General features: G+C 38.7%; 17 protein-coding genes, 2 tRNA genes and 1 pseudogene. 10 read left to right on the forward strand and 10 right to left on the reverse strand.

The genetic code is table 11. The features are described 5' to 3' along the window. Positions 1–330: 330 nt before the first annotated feature. Positions 331–1,092 carry an IS5 family transposase gene (locus AC0VZ4_RS12795; protein WP_475439610.1) on the reverse strand — a complete coding sequence of 254 codons (762 nt, stop codon included), beginning with the start codon at positions 1,090–1,092 and terminating at the stop codon, positions 331–333. Between the two features lie 224 nt (positions 1,093–1,316). On the opposite strand from AC0VZ4_RS12795, the gene AC0VZ4_RS12800 reads away from it, so the two are divergent. Beyond that, positions 1,317–2,642 carry an IS4 family transposase gene (locus tag AC0VZ4_RS12800; protein ID WP_475439854.1) on the forward strand — a complete coding sequence of 442 codons (1,326 nt, stop codon included), beginning with the start codon at positions 1,317–1,319 and terminating at the stop codon, positions 2,640–2,642. Between the two features lie 46 nt (positions 2,643–2,688). Here the strand turns inward: AC0VZ4_RS12800 and AC0VZ4_RS12805 are convergent, their stop codons facing one another. Next, a complete protein-coding gene (locus tag AC0VZ4_RS12805) occupies positions 2,689–4,215 on the reverse strand; it encodes a fumarate hydratase (protein ID WP_007375888.1) in 1,527 nt (508 codons plus the stop codon). Positions 4,216–4,370: 155 nt separating this feature from the next. Between AC0VZ4_RS12805 and pabB the strand changes: the two genes are divergently transcribed. The 3 genes from pabB (at position 4,371) to AC0VZ4_RS12820 (ending at position 7,789) form a co-directional block, all read left to right on the forward strand. Then, the gene (gene pabB / locus AC0VZ4_RS12810; RefSeq protein WP_475439855.1) at positions 4,371–5,729 is read left to right on the forward strand and encodes an aminodeoxychorismate synthase component I; all 1,359 of its coding nucleotides are present in this window, start codon (positions 4,371–4,373) and stop codon (positions 5,727–5,729) included. Between the two features lie 6 nt (positions 5,730–5,735). After that, positions 5,736–6,311, forward strand: coding sequence for an NUDIX hydrolase (locus AC0VZ4_RS12815; protein ID WP_182696425.1), 576 nt, complete (start codon positions 5,736–5,738; stop codon positions 6,309–6,311). Between the two features lie 101 nt (positions 6,312–6,412). Then, positions 6,413–7,789 (forward strand): L-serine ammonia-lyase, encoded by a 1,377-nt coding sequence (locus AC0VZ4_RS12820; protein ID WP_182720091.1) that lies wholly within the window; start codon positions 6,413–6,415, stop codon positions 7,787–7,789. 58 nt (positions 7,790–7,847) lie between these two features. Here the strand turns inward: AC0VZ4_RS12820 and AC0VZ4_RS12825 are convergent. Further along, a pseudogene (locus AC0VZ4_RS12825) lies at positions 7,848–9,140 on the reverse strand (NCS2 family permease). Positions 9,141–9,257: 117 nt separating this feature from the next. On the opposite strand from AC0VZ4_RS12825, the gene AC0VZ4_RS12830 reads away from it, so the two are divergent. The 3 genes from AC0VZ4_RS12830 to AC0VZ4_RS12840 all read left to right on the forward strand — a co-directional run bounded on the left by AC0VZ4_RS12830 (position 9,258) and on the right by AC0VZ4_RS12840 (position 10,964). Next, entirely contained in the window at positions 9,258–9,722 is a 465-nt protein-coding gene (locus AC0VZ4_RS12830) for a tetratricopeptide repeat protein (RefSeq protein WP_007375893.1), read from the forward strand. Between the two features lie 290 nt (positions 9,723–10,012). Continuing rightward, positions 10,013–10,447, forward strand: coding sequence for a SulA-like leucine-rich domain-containing protein (locus AC0VZ4_RS12835; RefSeq protein WP_337120149.1), 435 nt, complete (start codon positions 10,013–10,015; stop codon positions 10,445–10,447). A 37-nt stretch (positions 10,448–10,484) separates the two neighbouring features. Continuing rightward, positions 10,485–10,964, forward strand: coding sequence for a YchJ family protein (locus tag AC0VZ4_RS12840; RefSeq protein ID WP_149605166.1), 480 nt, complete (start codon positions 10,485–10,487; stop codon positions 10,962–10,964). Positions 10,965–11,570: 606 nt separating this feature from the next. On the opposite strand, the gene AC0VZ4_RS12845 is transcribed toward AC0VZ4_RS12840, so the two are convergent. Further along, a complete protein-coding gene (locus AC0VZ4_RS12845; RefSeq protein ID WP_007375896.1) occupies positions 11,571–11,873 on the reverse strand; it encodes a DUF6172 family protein in 303 nt (100 codons plus the stop codon). A 258-nt stretch (positions 11,874–12,131) separates the two neighbouring features. Continuing rightward, the gene (locus tag AC0VZ4_RS12850; protein WP_475439856.1) at positions 12,132–12,659 is read right to left on the reverse strand and encodes a VC2046/SO_2500 family protein; all 528 of its coding nucleotides are present in this window, start codon (positions 12,657–12,659) and stop codon (positions 12,132–12,134) included. Positions 12,660–12,771: 112 nt separating this feature from the next. On the opposite strand from AC0VZ4_RS12850, the gene AC0VZ4_RS12855 reads away from it, so the two are divergent. Then, positions 12,772–12,856, forward strand: a tRNA-Tyr gene (locus tag AC0VZ4_RS12855). Between the two features lie 49 nt (positions 12,857–12,905). After that, positions 12,906–12,990 (forward strand) — tRNA-Tyr (locus tag AC0VZ4_RS12860). A gap of 43 nt (positions 12,991–13,033) precedes the next feature. Here the strand turns inward: AC0VZ4_RS12860 and AC0VZ4_RS12865 are convergent. The 3 genes from AC0VZ4_RS12865 to AC0VZ4_RS12875 all read right to left on the reverse strand — a co-directional run bounded on the left by AC0VZ4_RS12865 (position 13,034) and on the right by AC0VZ4_RS12875 (position 15,447). Beyond that, positions 13,034–13,732 (reverse strand): M48 family metallopeptidase, encoded by a 699-nt coding sequence (locus AC0VZ4_RS12865; RefSeq protein WP_007375898.1) that lies wholly within the window; start codon positions 13,730–13,732, stop codon positions 13,034–13,036. 541 nt (positions 13,733–14,273) lie between these two features. Continuing rightward, positions 14,274–14,699 (reverse strand): VOC family protein, encoded by a 426-nt coding sequence (locus tag AC0VZ4_RS12870; protein WP_475441657.1) that lies wholly within the window; start codon positions 14,697–14,699, stop codon positions 14,274–14,276. A gap of 16 nt (positions 14,700–14,715) precedes the next feature. Continuing rightward, the gene (locus tag AC0VZ4_RS12875) at positions 14,716–15,447 is read right to left on the reverse strand and encodes an HD domain-containing protein (protein ID WP_475439857.1); all 732 of its coding nucleotides are present in this window, start codon (positions 15,445–15,447) and stop codon (positions 14,716–14,718) included. Between the two features lie 64 nt (positions 15,448–15,511). Here AC0VZ4_RS12875 and AC0VZ4_RS12880 point away from each other — a divergent pair, with 64 nt between their 5' ends. Next, positions 15,512–16,702, forward strand: a complete 1,191-nt coding sequence (locus AC0VZ4_RS12880) for a class I SAM-dependent methyltransferase (protein ID WP_475439858.1) — start codon at positions 15,512–15,514, stop codon at positions 16,700–16,702. A gap of 20 nt (positions 16,703–16,722) precedes the next feature. Here the strand turns inward: AC0VZ4_RS12880 and AC0VZ4_RS12885 are convergent, their stop codons facing one another. Together AC0VZ4_RS12885 and AC0VZ4_RS12890 are read right to left on the reverse strand one after the other, a co-directional pair. Next, positions 16,723–17,019 (reverse strand): PilZ domain-containing protein, encoded by a 297-nt coding sequence (locus tag AC0VZ4_RS12885; RefSeq protein ID WP_008135574.1) that lies wholly within the window; start codon positions 17,017–17,019, stop codon positions 16,723–16,725. 8 nt (positions 17,020–17,027) lie between these two features. Continuing rightward, entirely contained in the window at positions 17,028–17,408 is a 381-nt protein-coding gene (locus AC0VZ4_RS12890; protein WP_475439859.1) for a response regulator, read from the reverse strand. Between the last annotated feature and the right edge of the window lie 67 nt (positions 17,409–17,475).

Here is a 17,475-nt window from a genome sequence, read left to right on the forward strand (position 1 = left end):
TATCACTTCATATACGTGTTCGCTATACTCACAGATGATAAAACCAATGAAAACATCAAGCTTAAATTAAATAACCAAATTAAAACTTTTATATAGATAAAAAATTCACAAAACCGTCATTTGTAAGTTTTAAATACTATGAATATAAGAATCTCACTAACTTACGTTTACGTACACGTAATACAGCGATTGCATGTAAAGTTTAATATACAAGTGCTACTTGCCCGACACGTACTGCTGCCTATAGGTTTTCAGTAAAAAGTGAGCTTTTTCGCAAACTGGTCAGAGCTGTAAACTTACTAGGGGCTGTTGATCTTTGTAGTATATATATTAATCAGCCCATATTGGTAGCCACATCATAGTGAATGCTAAAGCGAGCATGGAATGATAATTCCGCTCAAGCTTTTCATACCGTGTGGCTATCCCTCTATATTGTTTGATCCGACCAAAGGCATTCTCAACTAAGTGCCTATATTTGTACATGCACCAGTCAATATCTTCATTACCCACTAAACTGTTATCCTTGCGTGGAATAACGGGTGTAGCGCTATTGTCACGAATAAACTCTCTTAGTTTTTCACTATCGTAGCCTTTATCTGCGACAACAACATTACTCGTTGGGCAATTGGCTACAAGTGACTCTGCATGGACGATATCATGCGTATTTCCACAGGATAATTCATAATAAACAGGCAATCCTCCGCTATCTACTGCAAGATGAATTTTAGTCGAATTACCACCTCGACTCTTACCGATTGATTCATTGTCAGCGGTTCTTGCACCGCAACTATGCTGGTGAGCCCTGACAATACTGCCATCAATAAAGATCCAATCCATATCAGCATAGTGGGATAACACTCGAAATAATTCATTCAAAATATCTTTTTTGGACCATAAATTAAATCGTCTATAAATAGCACTCCACGAGCCGAAATAAGACGGTAAATCTCGCCAAGGAATACCGGTACGCATCTTATAGAGTATGCCTTCGAGCGTTTTTCTATGCTCAGGCTTATTATAAATTCGACCACTTAAGTGCATTACTTTTGATAAGACATTCCATGTCGCGTCTGTTAACATTAATCTTGGCATGAGGGTTCGGTGTAACGTTTTTTAGCGAATTCAATTATACCTTATCCTTATACTGTTTGTTTTTTATACCGCAAAGATCAACACGCCCTAATAACTCTATTTAAAAAAACAAAAAAGCGAGCACTAGGCTTAATGCCGATCAGTTAAGAAATATTTGACGATCCATTGACCGATCTTCTGGTTAGTTTATAAAGGCTTCTGAATTTATTCAGGAGCCTTTTATTTTGCAACTCACTACCGCACTTTCTCTTGCCAATAGCTACGCACCCAATTCAGAAGGCTTAGGTCAACTGAGTGATTTTTTATGTCCTGACTTTATCAAACAATGCGCTGAAACCGCTGGTGTCGCGACGATAAGGAAAAGAAGGCTTCCTGTTGAGATGGCCGTTTGGACAGTCATTTGTATGTCGTTTTATCGTGAAGACCCACTGTGGAGTATTGTCAGTAAATTAGGGCTCGCTTTACCAGGTAAAAAAGAACTCGTTGCACCCAGTGCGGTTGTACAGGCTAGGCAGCGGCTTGGGGCTGATGCCGTTAAACAGGTTTTTGAGAAAAGTCAGCAAATGTGGAATGCTGATGCGAACCATCCCACATGGTGCGGGCTATCACTACTGGGTGTTGATGGTGTTATTTGGCGCACACCGGATACTGCTGAAAATCAACATGCATTCTCCGTGTGGAAAAATCAGCATGGTGACACGGCTTTCCCTCAGGTTCGCATGGTGTGTTTGATGGAGTTAACTAGCCATTTATTAATGGGGAGCGCCTTTGATAGTTGTCGTACTAGTGAAATGGTGTTGGCTGAAGACTTAATCGAGGCAACACCCGATAACTCACTGACGTTATTTGATAGAGGCTTCTATTCTCTAGGCTTACTCAATCGTTGGCATCATGCTGGGGGAAATAGGCATTGGCTTCAACCGATGAGAAAAGGCACGCAATATGAAATTGTTCGCTCTTTAGGTCGTCAAGACAAACTTATCAAGCTAAAAGCAACAGCACAAGCGAGAAAAAAGTTCGACGATTTACCACAGAGTATTGAAGTCAGGCTAGTCACAAAAACGGTTAAGGGGAAAGAAGTGAATATACTCACTTCACTGACTGATCCAATGCGTTTCCCTAAGGCTGACATTGTTGACCTCTATAGTGAACGATGGGAAATTGAACTTGGTTATCGAGAAATGAAACAAACGTTACTGAATAGTCACTTCACGCTACGCAGCAAGAAACCTGAGATGATAGCGCAAGAATTATGGGGCGTAATGTTGAGCTATAACTTGCTCCGATACCAGATGGTGAAAATGGCGCAGAAAAAGTCTGGAATATATGCAAAACACCTGAGTTTTACGACGTGTGCTATTAGTATTATTAACCTTATTCATACAATGTTTATAGAAAATGCAGGACGGATACCTAAATCAATAGAGCAATTACAAGCTCAAGTTGAACATCACATATTATCGATAAAACAGGAGCGGGCGTATCCGAGATGTGTGAAACCAAAACCCAGTAAATACCCCAATAAAAAACGCCAGTCAGCTGTTAACTGACTGGCATTAAGCACTAGGCTCGCTTTTTAAAAATACAAAACGTACGTTATTTTAGCTTGCTATCAAGTTCTTCAATTTTAGCTTTCCAGATAGCAGGGCCTTGTGTATGCGCATTGGCGCCTTCACTGTCTACTGCAACAGTCACTGGCATATCTTCTACTTCAAATTCGTAAATAGCTTCCATACCTAAATCTTCAAAAGCTACAACACGCGCTTTTTTAATCGCTTTAGATACTAAGTAAGCTGCGCCGCCTACAGCCATCAAATAAACAGATTTATGCTCTTTAATAGACTCAACCGTTGCAGGTCCACGTTCAGCTTTACCAATCATGCCTACAATGCCTGTTTTTTCTAGCATCATATCGGTGAATTTATCCATGCGAGTAGCTGTTGTAGGGCCAGCAGGACCTACTGCTTCATCGCGTACCGCATCCACAGGGCCTACGTAATAAATAAATTTATTATCAAAGTCTACGCCCTCAGGTAAACCTTCACCTGAGTTGATCATATCTTGCAAACGTTTATGCGCTGCATCACGACCTGTTAAAATAGTGCCCGAAAGTAAAACTGTTTCACCCATTTTCCATTCTTGAACATCTTTTTTAGTCAGTGTATTTAAATCAACACGACGTGTGCCTTCGCCTACTTCAAATGTTACTTGTGGCCAATCTTCTAGTTTAGGTGCTTTTAAATTAGCAGGGCCAGAACCGTCAAGCGTAAAATGTACATGGCGAGTTGCCGCACAATTTGGGATCATTACTACAGGTTTTGAAGCTGCATGCGTTGGTGCTGTTTTAATTTTAACATCAACAACCGTTGTTAAACCGCCTAAGCCTTGTGCGCCAATACCTAATTTATTAGCACGATCAAAAATTTCTAAACGCAGTTTTTCTTCAGTTGTCTCTGCGCCGCGTTCCATTAGTTCATGGATATCAACCGGATCCATTAACGACTCTTTAGCCATTACTGCTGCTTTTTCAGCCGTACCACCAATACCTATACCTAGCATGCCTGGCGGACACCAACCAGCACCCATTGTTGGTAGTGTTTTTTCTACCCATGCAGCAACATCATCTGACGGGTTTAACATAACCATTTTACTTTTGTTTTCAGAGCCGCCGCCTTTAGCCGCAACCATTACTTCTACTTTTCCACCCGCTACTAAATCAATATGCACAACCGAAGGCGTATTATCTTTAGTGTTTTTACGTGTGCCAGCAGGGTCTGCAACAATAGATGCACGTAAAGGGTTATCTGGATTTAAATATGCACGACGAGTACCTTCATCAACCATTTGTTGAACGGTTAAATCTGTTTTATCCCACTTAACATCCATACCTACTTTAACAAAACAGGTAATAATACCGGTGTCTTGGCAAAGTGGACGCTTGCCTTCAGCCGACATGCGTGAGTTAATTAAAATTTGTGCAATGGCGTCTTTAGCCGCTTTACTTTGTTCTTTGTTGTACGCTTTTTCGAGTGCTTGAACAAAATCAAGTGGGTGATAGAACGAAATATATTGCAATGCATCTTCAATGCTATCAATAAAGTCTTGCTGACAAATTGTACTCATAGTGGTTCCTTAAGTTACCGTTACGCGTTGTCGCGTAATCTAAATCAAACCGGTGACGGTGGTTTGCACTGTTTTTTGCAGCTTAGTGCTGCCAAAAAATTTGACTTATGATACCCTCCCAGCCCGTTTCGAGCCAGTTCTTAAAGGGGCAGTAAATGCTAAACAATAAAAAAAATTGTATTAAATTAGGCATAACACAAAACTGCATTGACGTTTTTGCGCATTTTTCACATTTGCCTTATGCAATTCTATTAGATTCTGCAAATAGTAATCATATAAACAGTCGTTTTGATATTGTTGCTATTGAGCCGCAAAGTACCCTTGAAGTAAAAAATAATAAAAGCTTTTTAAATAATATAGAAAGTAGTGATAACTGCTTTGAAATTATGAATAATGAGCTTTCGCATCTTGCTAAAACAAAAGCCGATTACGATTTACCCTTTAACGGCGGCTGGCTTGGCTACTTTGGCTACGACTTAGGGCGTACAATTGAAAACATCCCCACTCGTGCTATTGAAGATATTAATCTTCCCCAAATGGCTATTGGCCTTTACTTAGATGCCCTTATTTACGACAAGCAGCAACAAAGCTGGTTTTATGTATCGCAGCCAAACACCGATCGATTAGAGCTTTATGAGCAATACTTAAATACACACGCTAACTCCCAAGTTAATACGCAGTCCTTTGCCCTAAACAGCGACTGGCAATCAAATATGACCGAAACGGAATACGCTGCAAAGTTTGCCCAAATTGAGGAGTATCTAAAAAGTGGCGATTGTTACCAAATTAATTTAGCGCAGCGCTTTAACGCTCAGTTTGAAGGCTCCCCTTGGGCAGCTTATATTAAACTGCGTGAGGCAAATAAAGCGCCATTTTCGAGCTTTATAAATCACCCTCAAGGGGCAATTTTATCAATTTCCCCTGAGCGCTTTATATCTGTAAATAATAACGTTGTAGAAACCAAACCTATTAAAGGCACACTGCCGCGAAAAGCGGATGCGCTGGAGGATCAACGCCAAGCCCAAATACTCGCAGCATCAGCTAAAGATCGCGCTGAAAATGTCATGATTGTTGATTTACTGCGTAACGACTTAGGCAAAGTGGCAAAACCTGGCAGCGTTCACGTCCCTTCCCTTTTTACTATTGAAAGCTTTCCGGCAGTGCATCATTTAGTAAGCACGGTAACCTCAGAACTTGATGAAGGCAAAACAGCCGTCGATCAGCTAAAAGCGGCTTTTCCGGGTGGCTCAATCACCGGTGCGCCCAAAATTAGAGCGATGGAAATAATTGAAGAGCTAGAGCCGCATCGCCGCAGCATTTATTGTGGTTCAATTGGTTATTTAAGTGCATGTGGAAATATGGATACGAGTATCACTATTCGCACCTTGGTGTGCCACAAAGCGCAAATTTACTGCTGGGCAGGTGGCGGAATAGTAGCTGATTCTAAAGTCGAATTGGAATATCAAGAAACTTACGATAAAGTAAATAAAATCCTCCCTTTATTAAAACAGTAGGTCGCTTTGAATAGTGAACACATTATGGCGCGGTTTCTTTTAAGCCCGACAGCTGCGCCAAACCAGTTAAAAGACACGCGTAAAAAACGTGCCAGCGCTGTTATGCTGCCAATTATTGATATAGATAATCATGCACATATTTTACTATGTAAACGCCCTACTTATTTACACCATCACCCTGGGGAGATTTGTTTGCCCGGAGGTAAGTTTGAAGTAAGCGACATTACCCTTCGCACCACAGCCCTTCGCGAACTAAAAGAAGAGCTAAATATTGCCCAAAACAACGTTAATGTATTAGGTCACTTACCTGAGTATTCAACCTTAACGGGTTTTAGTATTAGCCCCTATGTGGGTTTACTTAATAAAGGCACCACCTGGGAAAATGACTATAATGAAGTACAAGCGAGCTTTTTGCTCTCGGTCACTGAGCTAAATAACGAAGCTAACTGGCAACCCTTACCTTTTCAACGATTTGGGAAAACGGTTATTTTGCAAGGTTTTAAAACGCCACATGGTTTACTTTGGGGTGCGACTGCAAGCATTATAAAAAACTTTACAAAACAACTCGCCTTACCAGTTTAAATCTTCGTTATTAGTAGTTACACAATCACAATTCCACGTTATCATGCTCGACCGTTCAAAGAGCAGCTTCGTGCTGATAAAACAAAGTAGAGACACACATTATGATCAGTGCATTTGATATGTTTAGCATTGGTATTGGCCCTTCGTCATCACACACCGTTGGCCCAATGCGCGCATCACGCTTATTTGTTAATGACCTACAAGAACAACAATTATTAGCAAATGTTACCGATATTAAAGTAGAGCTTTATGGCTCTTTGGGTCAAACAGGTGTAGGCCATGGTTCGGGTAAAGCCGTAATTCTTGGTTTAGCCGGTTATGACCCTGAAACTATAGATGCCGATTTAGTCGACGACATTTTAGCGACCATCGAAAAAGATCAGGTTATTTATCTAAACAAAACACACAAAGCTAAGTTTCCAAAACAAGGCGCTATTGTTTTTCATCGTCGCAAAACGCTGCCTAAGCACTCTAATGCAATGGAAATTATCGCCTCAAACAACGGCGAAAAAGTTTACAGCAAAGTATATTACTCTATTGGCGGCGGCTTTATTGTTACTGATGAAGAGTTTGAAAACGAAAAACAAGCAGCCCTCGATATTAGAGAAGAAAACCCAGCTCCTTTTCCTTTCAGTAGCGCAAAAGAGCTACTAGAGATGTGTAAAGAGTCAGGGCTTAGTGTTTCAAGCTTGATGATGAAGAACGAAAAAACACTGCGCACTGAAGATGAAATAAAAGACACGCTGTTTCATATCTGGAAAGTAATGATGGCCTGTATTGAGCGTGGTATGCGTACCGAAGGTATCCTACCTGGCGGCTTAAAAGTAAAGCGCCGTGCGCCAAGCCTATACTTAAAACTAAATATAGAGGTCAGTAACGACCCACTTCGTGCAATGGACTGGGTTGATTTATTTGCCCTTGCCGTAAACGAAGAAAATGCGGCAGGTGGCCGTGTAGTTACCGCACCAACTAATGGTGCTGCGGGTATTTTACCGGCTGTGCTTATGTACTATCACACATTTGTGAAAGAAGTAGACCGCGATATAGCCACACGTTATTTATTAACGGCTGCTGCTATTGGTATTTTATATAAAAAGAATGCCTCTATATCGGGTGCCGAAGTAGGTTGCCAAGGTGAAGTCGGCGTTGCGTGCTCTATGGCTGCAGGCGCATTAACAGAAATTGTTGGTGGCAATGTTGTGCAAGTAGAGAACGCAGCAGAAATTGGTATGGAACATAATTTAGGCCTCACGTGCGACCCTGTTGGTGGCTTAGTACAAGTACCGTGTATTGAACGTAATGCAATGGGCGCGATTAAAGCAATTAATGCCTCACGTTTAGCTATTCGTGGCAGTGGCGAGCAAAAGGTATCACTTGATAAAGTGATTAAAACCATGCTTGAAACCGGCAACGATATGAAAACCAAATACAAAGAAACCGCTCGCGGTGGATTGGCTGTTAATATTATTGAATGTTAAAAATAACTAAAAAAGGCCATACAAATTTGTATGGCCTTTTTTATCTAGCTGTATAAATTTAAGATAAAAATGCAAATTTAATAATAAACAGTGCCGTTAAAATCCATACGCTAATTGTGACTTCGTCTTGCTTACCACACAACACTTTTACTACCGTATAAGATATAAAACCAAGTGCTATACCATGAGCAATTGAAAACGTTAATGGCGTCATCAGTAACACGACTGTAACGGGAATGGCATCGGTCATATCATCCCAATTAACAAACTTCAGATTTTGTAGCATTAAAACTGCAACATATAAAATGGCTCCAGCGGTTGCGTAAGCTGGTACCATTTGCGCAAGTGGTGCAAAAAACATCATAAGTAAAAAGCAAATACCTACCACAACTGCTGTTAAACCAGTACGCCCACCTACAGATACACCTGCAACAGACTCTATATAAGATGTTGTAGTAGAAGTACCTAACATAGCGCCTGCAATTGTTGCTGTACTGTCAGCACTTAGCGCTCTGCCTAACCGAGGCATATTTCCTTTTTCATCAGCAAGCCCTGCTTTTTGAGTAACTGCAACTAAAGTACCCGAGGTATCAAATAAATCCACAAACAAAAATGCGAAAATAACGCTCAACATAGACAATTCAAGTGCAGCACCAAAATCAAGCTGCATAAAAGTAGGTAAAATAGAAGGAGGCGTAGCAACAATTCCATGGTATTCAACAAGCCCTAAAGCCAGTGCGATACAGGTCACTAATAAAATACTAATTAACACACCACTTTTAAAGTTACGATATAAAAGCGCAGCAATAATAAAAAAGCTGAAAATAGCTAATAATGGGCCAGCTGAAGTTATATCACCTAATTGTACTAACGTTGCAGGGCTGGCAACGATGATCCCCGCATTTTTAAGAGCAATTAAAGCTAAAAATGCGCCAATACCCGTTGCAATGGCCCGCTTTAAAACCAAAGGAATGGCATTAATAATCCACTCACGAACTTTAAACAGGCTTAGAAGTAAAAATATACACCCAGACATAAAAACAGCACCTAATGCCGCCTGCCATGTGTAACCCATCCCTAATACAACACCATATGTAAAAAATGCATTTAACCCCATTCCAGGCGCTAATGCTAAAGGATAATTAGCCCACAACCCCATAATAAAACAACCAATAGCAGCTGCAATACAAGTTGCTACAAAAGCAGCTCCCTGATCCATTCCAGCCTCTGCTAACATGGCAGGGTTAACAAATACAATCTAAACCATTGTGATAAATGTAGTAATACCCGCAATGCATTCACGGCGGACTGATGAGCCATTCTCACTAATTTTAAATAAAGCTTCGAGCATAATAGACTTATGGTTGTAAAAAGTGGCAATATTTTAACATAAAAATCATCTTTTACAGGACATTTTACCTTGCGATATACTAAACTATTGACTTAGTTACATAACGAATGAGTGAGCATGATAAAAACAACACCGACAGGCCAAGATTTAGAGCAGCAGTTAGACAATATACTGTCCTTTGTCACGCAACCTAGCGACACTAACTCAACGCCAACTAACGAAAATAGTCAGCAAAATACACTGAACAAAGCACTGTATTATTTAAAAAACAATCAAAATGCACTTGCTGCGAAGTGGATGCGTTTAGCTGCGATGTCTGGAGAACTTCGAGCACAATTTTACTTAGGACTATTTTTTGTAAAAGGCCAAGGTGTTCCGCAAAGTGTATTTCATGCTGTTGCATGGCTAAGCTTATCAAGTAGTCAAGGTCACGAGCCAGCAACTACTGCATTAACTGACTTGCGTAAACACATTGAAACTAAACGCTTTAAAGATGCCCAATGCTACGCTGCAAGTTTATATGAACAAATTCACCAATTGCAGTTTTCTCACCTAATACCAAATAACGCTAACGAAGAGTAAATTACACATACGAAACTATGCTGTAATTTACACATGAAATCATTATTTAAAGCTGCCATATCAACCTTCAACAGGTGTATACAGTATTCAACACAATAATGCACAGTTGGAAACAACAACATAAAGGTAAATTTAAATCATTAAATATTAATAACTTAAAAAAATGACAATTTAAAAAAAGTCTAAATCTTAAATTATCGTACAAAAAAATAGCAAAAAACACTTGCACACAAACACTGTGTAAACTACTGTATGTAAATACTGTATAAAAACCCAGTGAGTGAAGCGATATGTTACAACCAATTACCATACGAACAGTTAAAAGCTACCAACAAGACAATAAAAGCGATTGTGTTAATTTAATTGAAATTGAAGATGAAATTTCGGCAACATTTGAGCTATTAAAAGTATTACATCAATACAATAGCTTAAATGCTTGGACATTATTAATCGCACCCGATCACGTCCCTAGTAAAGCGCTACTTGATTCGTGCTCTATCGATACGAGTAAATTACTCGTTATTAGACAAAAACACTTAGTGAATCTAGAGTACGTATTAAATTCGGCTTTACACAACGGTAATTTTGCAGCTGTAATTACTTGGACTGATATAGTTAATAACCAGCTATTAACTAGCTTATCTCTGGATATGAGTAAAACAAATACAAAGTTATATTGCTTCACGAAAAACAAACAAACCACAGAGATATTACTAGCTCAATAATCTTGTTAAACTAACATTTTAGCTTTACACCAAAATTATGACCTCACTGAATAAAACATTATGTCTTTGTGGCAGCCAACAAAATTATGTTGACTGCTGCGAACCTTTTCATTTGGCAATACAGCATCCTCAAACACCAGAGCTACTTATGCGCTCTCGTTATAGTGCTTATGCACTCAAAAATGCTAAGTATATTTATCAAACATATACAACAGATAAACAGCCCGAAAACCCCGTTAAAGAAATTAAAGAATTTGCAGATGGTTGCCGCTTTATAAAACTGACAATTATAGATTCAGGCCACGATGATAGTCAGGGTTTTGTAGAATTTAAAGCGCACTACTTTTATGATAATTTATACTGTGAATTGCACGAACAATCAAAATTCATTAAAGAAAAAAATCAGTGGAAATATTCTGACGGCGTTATATTACCTGTTGCAGATATAAAAATTGGCAGGAACGATGATTGCCCATGTGGCAGTGCTAAAAAGTATAAAAAGTGCCACAGCCTATAAACCTCAACTTACCCAGGCATCAGGTATTTTGAAACACACTAATTAGTTAAATAATATGTACTCTAGTTTTGTACATATTATTTAACTTAATGTGGCGCATACGCACGAAAAGTTATTTATTTCCAAAAAACTCAGCGTCTCTAAATAAAATTTTTATACCAATCTGCTTATGTATGGGGTCTATTTAACGTTAAGAAAATTACGCTAGAACTAGGCAAAAGTTTTTGTATCTAGTTGTTCTAAATAAAAAATTTTAACTACGTTATAGTGCAATTTAATTCGTTAAATTGATCAAAGATTTATGCAGGTTGGTATTATAGGGTTATGAGATAATTTATATTGTTCAAATACTTATACCAACTCTTTTAATTAAGTGATCTATTTTTAGATAACAGAATCGTGTCGATAACAAGACAAAAAATCGTTATTTAATTGTCCTATATCAGAAATTTTTAACGCCGTTAGCGTCAGATTTAATCCCTCAAACTGATTAAGCATGATTGCGGATTGGTTGGTTAGTATTATTCAGATTGATATTAAAACCCACATAACAAAAATGGACCACTTGGGTCCATCTCTACTTTACGAGTACTTAAAATTTAAGAGTTACTCGTCGTCATCTAAATCAGCTTGTTGACGCTGTGCCGGCTTTGCTAAAATCTCTACGTAGAAAGACTTTAAATCTTGCTTTTCGATGTCGCTGATATGATTGCTAATCTCTGCAACGTGCACTACTTGAGCATCTTCAGCTGTATTACCAAACTTACAGTCAAATGCCCAGTAATCAGCATCTTCAGGTAGCGTTTTATTACGTTCTCTTTTCAAATATTTTTTCACTTCGTGCTTTGCAGCATCGACCATACGAGGGTATTTGATTTTCTCGTGATTCAGCGTGAATGTTTTCTTCATTACGTTCCTAATTACCTTGGTTTAATGATAACGGCATTTCATGTCATACCATTTGACATCATTATAGCAATTGCATTAAATTTTTGGATGGTTTTTTTAAACTAAATCAATTTTTAGGCAATTAACATTATAAATAGCTACAAAGCCTCTCTTTTTAGCCATCATTATTATAAAAATGACCATTTAAAGCTTGTTTTACTGGGCCTGACATAAGCTGATTTGAAATCGTAGATAGATAAATTATTTTGTAGGTCAATATTATGCTGTAGCTAAGTGAAGCGGTTGATATAATGATTCATCATTAAGACCATCATAGAATGAAGCTACGTCCATTTGCGGATGCGATAGCTGAGTCTCTTTGTTCTTAATACGTCTGCGCACAGCTAGCTCACAATTATCAAGCACATTGAGTGGAATATGAGCTAAATCATTTCTTATTGAAAGTGGTTCAGGGTTTAAGCAGTGTCGTAACTTAATATCGCTCATACCTGCATGCTCTCCCACATTTGATAATAAAGCGGCGTTGTGTTGCCCAATCAACATATTAAATTCATCAGGTGCTAAAGGCTGCTTCGGACCCGAACCAAATTGCTTACGAAGTGTCTCTTCTTCAACAATAGGGTTTTCAATATCTGTTTTTGGAAAATGGAACTGACTAAAATCAAGCGCATCGTGGGATAACATTGCCAATAAAAGAGAAAACTCTCCTCGACGTTGTTCGTGTACACTTTTATTCAACCGTGTACTTAGTTGACTCTCTGTGATTAACAAATCGTCGATTTGCATAGACTTTAGCCGATTATTGTAGGTAATAGATATTTATCGGCTTTATTTCATTTTTCTTTAGCTTTTTTCTTTACTTAAATATAAGTTTTGCTATTATCAGCGCCGTTGCACTGGAGGGGTTCCCGAGCGGCCAAAGGGATCAGACTGTAAATCTGACGGCTCAGCCTTCGCTGGTTCGAATCCAGCTCCCTCCACCACTTTTCTTACCGCTAAGTTAAGTGGGGCCAAGTGTAACAAAATTAGTGTGGAGGGGTTCCCGAGCGGCCAAAGGGATCAGACTGTAAATCTGACGGCTCAGCCTTCGCTGGTTCGAATCCAGCTCCCTCCACCACTTTTCTTCTAAAATACCTTATATTTTGAACTTCAATAATTTTTTAAAATTCCCACTGTAAACTTTGTCCATTATTCTTTAACCAATCTGATGCTATCTTATGATCCGGATAAAACTTAGCTACACGTTGCCAAAATACACGACTGTGGTCTAAGTGACGTAAATGCGCCAACTCGTGGACTATGACGTAGTCTATAATTGATTTTTTGGCTCCAATCAAGAGTAAGTTAAACGTAAGCTCACGTTTACTATTACAACTCCCCCATTTACGTTTATAGATACGTATTCGTAAATCATTCGGTAAAGGTTCCTCCATTAGTTTACAAAAGTGGGCAAGACGCATATCAATATATAATCCTAATTTTTCAGTTAAATACGCCTCAAGTAATGTTTTATACTTCAATTTTTTATGGCTCACTCGAGAAGAACACAATACGCTTAATGTATTCTCATGCTCTATAACTTGAGAATGCAAAGCGTGTTCAAACGTTATGTCTATAAGATTTGAGAAAATTAGAATTTTATGTGTTTCGAGTGGATATTGCTTTGAGTCTGCAATATTAATCTGTTTATCAAGTTGGCTATTTACCCAATCTCGTTTCTCAACCAACCATAAATCCAACTGTTTTTTAGGAACATAATGAGGCGCATAAACGGTTATTGACCGTTGGTGCACTTTAATAGCAACAGTCTTACGTCGGGCACTTCGCTTTAATTGATACTCAAACAACAGTTCTACCACATTTAACCAACACGAAATTTCTAATATTTTATACCAATAGGCTTAAGTATGGGATCTAATTAATAATAAAAAACTGGTCTATAACTAAGTGAAAACTTTATATCTAACTGCTTCAAACGATAATAGAAGACCAAGCCCTGCTGACCTTACAATATTAAAGTTCATTTTATCTAAGAGCGATTTAATCGCTGCGTGAGGTGTGTCACCTAGTGGGGTCGGTAACTTTTCATGCGTTACCTTACTGACTTACATCCATGTGAAAACAAGTAAAAACCTAGCAAAGCTTCTGCGTCCTGATCACGATTTTCACCTATATTTGTGCAGCGACAAAACGTAAATTGCCTTTAGGTTGAATCCTAAAAACAGCGCATGTCTGGCACTTATGTTAACTGTACAAGCACAAATAATTGCTAAAAAATACAGTTTCACTTGAAACAAAAAAGCAGCGAATAAACCCCAATTAGATATTATTCAAAGTGATAGCAATATGATAAAAACTTACACATAAATTCATATAATGGGAATTATAGGATTAACTGCATTAGCTTTTTTTAGATGAATGCGAACCTAAGTTGACCGATGGATAGTAAAGTTTTATATACGAGTAATCATGAGATGTGATCTCATGGCTATTACCACTGTCATCTTTAAAATACATTGAAAACGTTACACCATGATCAGCAAGAACCGCTTTTATATTTAAACTTTCAAGATGACTAAGCCACTGTATAAATTGCTCCCCTGTTGCCAAAAATGCAATTCCTTTACTGCGCCCCTCACCTTCAAAAAGTGCTAAACGAGTCTTTGAACTAGCATCCTCGAGCGTTAAAGGTCCTCGTTCGTCCTCATTCCAAAAAGCAAGTTCGGGTACTATACTAAAACCTAAAACGCGCTCATACCATTTAACTGCATTCGATAAATTTTCAACATTCAAATGGCAATGATCAATACCTGACAATTTAGGCATATTTTTATTATCCACGTTACTCACCAATTTCTGACTTTAATTGCTCTAAAAACTCATGCATGTAAACTGTACGCCTATTCGCTTCTGCTTTAGCTGATGGGGTATTCATGCTTTCAGCAATATGTAATAGTTTTATAAAAAAATGATCAAGTGTATATTTTTTATCATCAGCTTCTCGTTCAATACAAAAAGGGTCTTCTGGGTTATACAATAACCGAGAAATTGAGCCGCCAACTTTCATACATCGACTCACTCCAATCGCACCTAGTGCATCCATTCTGTCAGCATCTTGTACTATTTGCGCCTCAACTGTTTTAATTTCTATATTTGCGCTAAAGCTATGAGCCGCAATAGCATGATGAATATCATCAAAAAGTGACTCGTCATAATCAATCGATTTTAAAAATTCCAGTGCCTTATCTGCTGCCCTAGTAGAGGCTTTTGCACGATCAGGGTGGTTTTTAGCCACCGCCACACAGTCATGCATCCACGCTGCAGGTAATACAACTGACATATTAGCCTGCTCTGCATTACATAGTTTTATTGCAACGCGCACCACTCGCTCTATATGCGTAATATCGTGAGCCACATCGGCATGCACTAAAGAGGTTATAAATTCTCTGCATTGTGAATTAAGTATTTGTAAATCGGGGCTTAAAACGGCGTCAGGCACTTTCAGGTTCCAAAAGCTAATTAATAAGTGAATTATTAGTACTTTACCGTGCTTTATAGCCCTCTTGCAAAACATTCATTGTATGTTGCCCGCTGCTTGACTAAAATACAGCGCTTATTTATTACTACTGAGAAGCCTTATGTCATCTGCCGTTTACCTACAAGCTGGTCGCGATAAATCATTAAAAAGAAAACACCCTTGGTTATTTTCAAAAGCCATCAAAAAAATTAAAGGTAAACCTGGATTAGGCGACACAGTAACGATTCACGATAGCGAAGGTAAGTTTTTAGCAACTGCTGCTTATAGCCCTCATTCGCAAATTCGTGCACGTGTTTGGAGCTTTGACGAAAAAGAAATCATCGATCAAAACTTTTTTGAACGCCGTTTACGTCGCTCATTAGAAGCACGGAGCCAAGTAATAGAAGAAGGCGGATTAACAGGCTTTAGATTATGTGCAGCTGAGTCTGATTACTTACCAGGCGTTACAATCGATAAATTTGATAATGTACTAGTTTGTCAGTTACTAAGTGCGGGTGCCGAGCGTCATAAAGGCGAGATTGTTGGCGCGTTAATGGCTATTTTTCCAGGTTCTAGCATATACGAGCGCTCAGACGTAGAAGTACGTACAAAAGAAGGTTTGGAGCCAATTAAAGGTGTTCTTTGGGGTAATGAGCCAACACAACCTGTACTTATTGAAGAAAACGGCTTAAAAATTGAAGTCGATATAATTGAAGGTCATAAAACCGGATTTTACTTAGATCAACGCGATAGCCGTGCTGCACTTGAGCGTTTTTCAAAAGACAAAACGGTACTTAACTGTTTTAGTTACACAGGTACATTTTCGTTGTACGCTTTGCGTGGCGGGTGTGAGCATGTCACTAACGTTGATGTATCGCAACCAGCGTTAGATACTGCTAAACGTAATGTTGAGCATAATAACTTAGACTTAAATAAAGTTGATTTTGTGAAGCAAGATGTCTTTAAGTTACTGCGTCAATACCGCGACGAAGGCAGACAGTTTGATACCATCGTAATGGATCCACCAAAGTTTGCTGATAATAAAGCGCAGCTAACGGGCGCGTGTCGTGGTTATAAAGACATCAACATGATTGCCATACAAATACTAAAACCAGGTGGAACATTACTGACATTCTCTTGCTCTGGCTTAATGGAGCAAAACCTATTTCAAAAAGTTGTTGCTGATGCGGCTCTTGATGCGGGCAAAGATCTACTTATAATGGAACGATTAAATCAAGCAGCCGATCACCCAATTGCGGGTAGCTACCCTGAAGGCTTTTACTTAAAAGGCTTAATTTGTAAGGTTTTTTAATATCTAATCATTCAATTTAATTAGTTAAACTGAATGATTTCAAGGCCTGCTGTTATTGTGCCATCATCTTCTTTGCTGGCACGTATTACCTTAGCCGTTGCTTTTAACGGTGCAATGCTAGGGTGAGTAGACGCTATATCAACTGTTAAAATAGTATCTGGCTCAAGTAAATCATCCAAATGCAATGATAACCCTGTCGCGCTCAAATCAACACACTCTGCCGTATAATTCAAGCCAGCTACTGGCTCCACTGTTGTTAAATTTGCAGTCGCATTTACCTGCATACGTCTAAAGTTTCGTTTGTCATCTGTGAACATAAATCCCTCTACACTATTGTATTAATTTGCTCTAACAATACACTCATTGAAAATGGTTTTACTACATAAGCGTCGCATCCTGCGTCAAATCCGGCTTTTTTCTCCAACTCCGACTCAAGGCCAGATACCATAACAATAGGTATATTTTTTGTCTCCGGGGTATGTTTTAGCATACGACATGTATCGTAACCATCAAGTCCTGGCATGCACACATCAAGTAAAATTATATCAGGTGGATTAGCAACCGCTGATGCTAAACAACTTTTACCTGAATCAGCATAGCTCACATCAAATTTAGCAGTGAGTGCTGCTTTAAGAATTTCATAATTAAAATACTCGTCGTTGACGACTAGCAGCCGTCGTGTTTTAGGTTCGATCAATGAGGACATGGGTATGCCGTTTCCTTCTCAAAGCAAAAATAAGTCCTCCCATTAAGGTACTAAGCTTAATGGAAAA

The organism is Pseudoalteromonas sp. QJM3NY_22, from assembly GCF_056173065.1.

Excerpts from the sequence above, each read along its gene's own strand:
- AC0VZ4_RS12795 (WP_475439610.1), bottom strand. The coding sequence starts at position 1,092 with ATGCCAAGATTAATGTTAACAGACGCGACATGGAATGTCTTATCAAAA.
- AC0VZ4_RS12805 (WP_007375888.1), bottom strand. The coding sequence starts at position 4,215 with ATGAGTACAATTTGTCAGCAAGACTTTATTGATAGCATTGAAGATGCA.
- pabB (WP_475439855.1), top strand. The coding sequence starts at position 4,371 with ATGCTAAACAATAAAAAAAATTGTATTAAATTAGGCATAACACAAAAC.
- AC0VZ4_RS12820 (WP_182720091.1), top strand. The coding sequence starts at position 6,413 with ATGATCAGTGCATTTGATATGTTTAGCATTGGTATTGGCCCTTCGTCA.
- AC0VZ4_RS12830 (WP_007375893.1), top strand. The coding sequence starts at position 9,258 with ATGATAAAAACAACACCGACAGGCCAAGATTTAGAGCAGCAGTTAGAC.
- AC0VZ4_RS12835 (WP_337120149.1), top strand. The coding sequence starts at position 10,013 with ATGTTACAACCAATTACCATACGAACAGTTAAAAGCTACCAACAAGAC.
- AC0VZ4_RS12840 (WP_149605166.1), top strand. The coding sequence starts at position 10,485 with ATGACCTCACTGAATAAAACATTATGTCTTTGTGGCAGCCAACAAAAT.
- AC0VZ4_RS12845 (WP_007375896.1), bottom strand. The coding sequence starts at position 11,873 with ATGAAGAAAACATTCACGCTGAATCACGAGAAAATCAAATACCCTCGT.
- AC0VZ4_RS12850 (WP_475439856.1), bottom strand. The coding sequence starts at position 12,659 with ATGCAAATCGACGATTTGTTAATCACAGAGAGTCAACTAAGTACACGG.
- AC0VZ4_RS12870 (WP_475441657.1), bottom strand. The coding sequence starts at position 14,699 with ATGCCTAAATTGTCAGGTATTGATCATTGCCATTTGAATGTTGAAAAT.
- AC0VZ4_RS12875 (WP_475439857.1), bottom strand. The coding sequence starts at position 15,447 with ATGTTTTGCAAGAGGGCTATAAAGCACGGTAAAGTACTAATAATTCAC.
- AC0VZ4_RS12880 (WP_475439858.1), top strand. The coding sequence starts at position 15,512 with ATGTCATCTGCCGTTTACCTACAAGCTGGTCGCGATAAATCATTAAAA.
- AC0VZ4_RS12885 (WP_008135574.1), bottom strand. The coding sequence starts at position 17,019 with ATGTTCACAGATGACAAACGAAACTTTAGACGTATGCAGGTAAATGCG.
- AC0VZ4_RS12890 (WP_475439859.1), bottom strand. The coding sequence starts at position 17,408 with ATGTCCTCATTGATCGAACCTAAAACACGACGGCTGCTAGTCGTCAAC.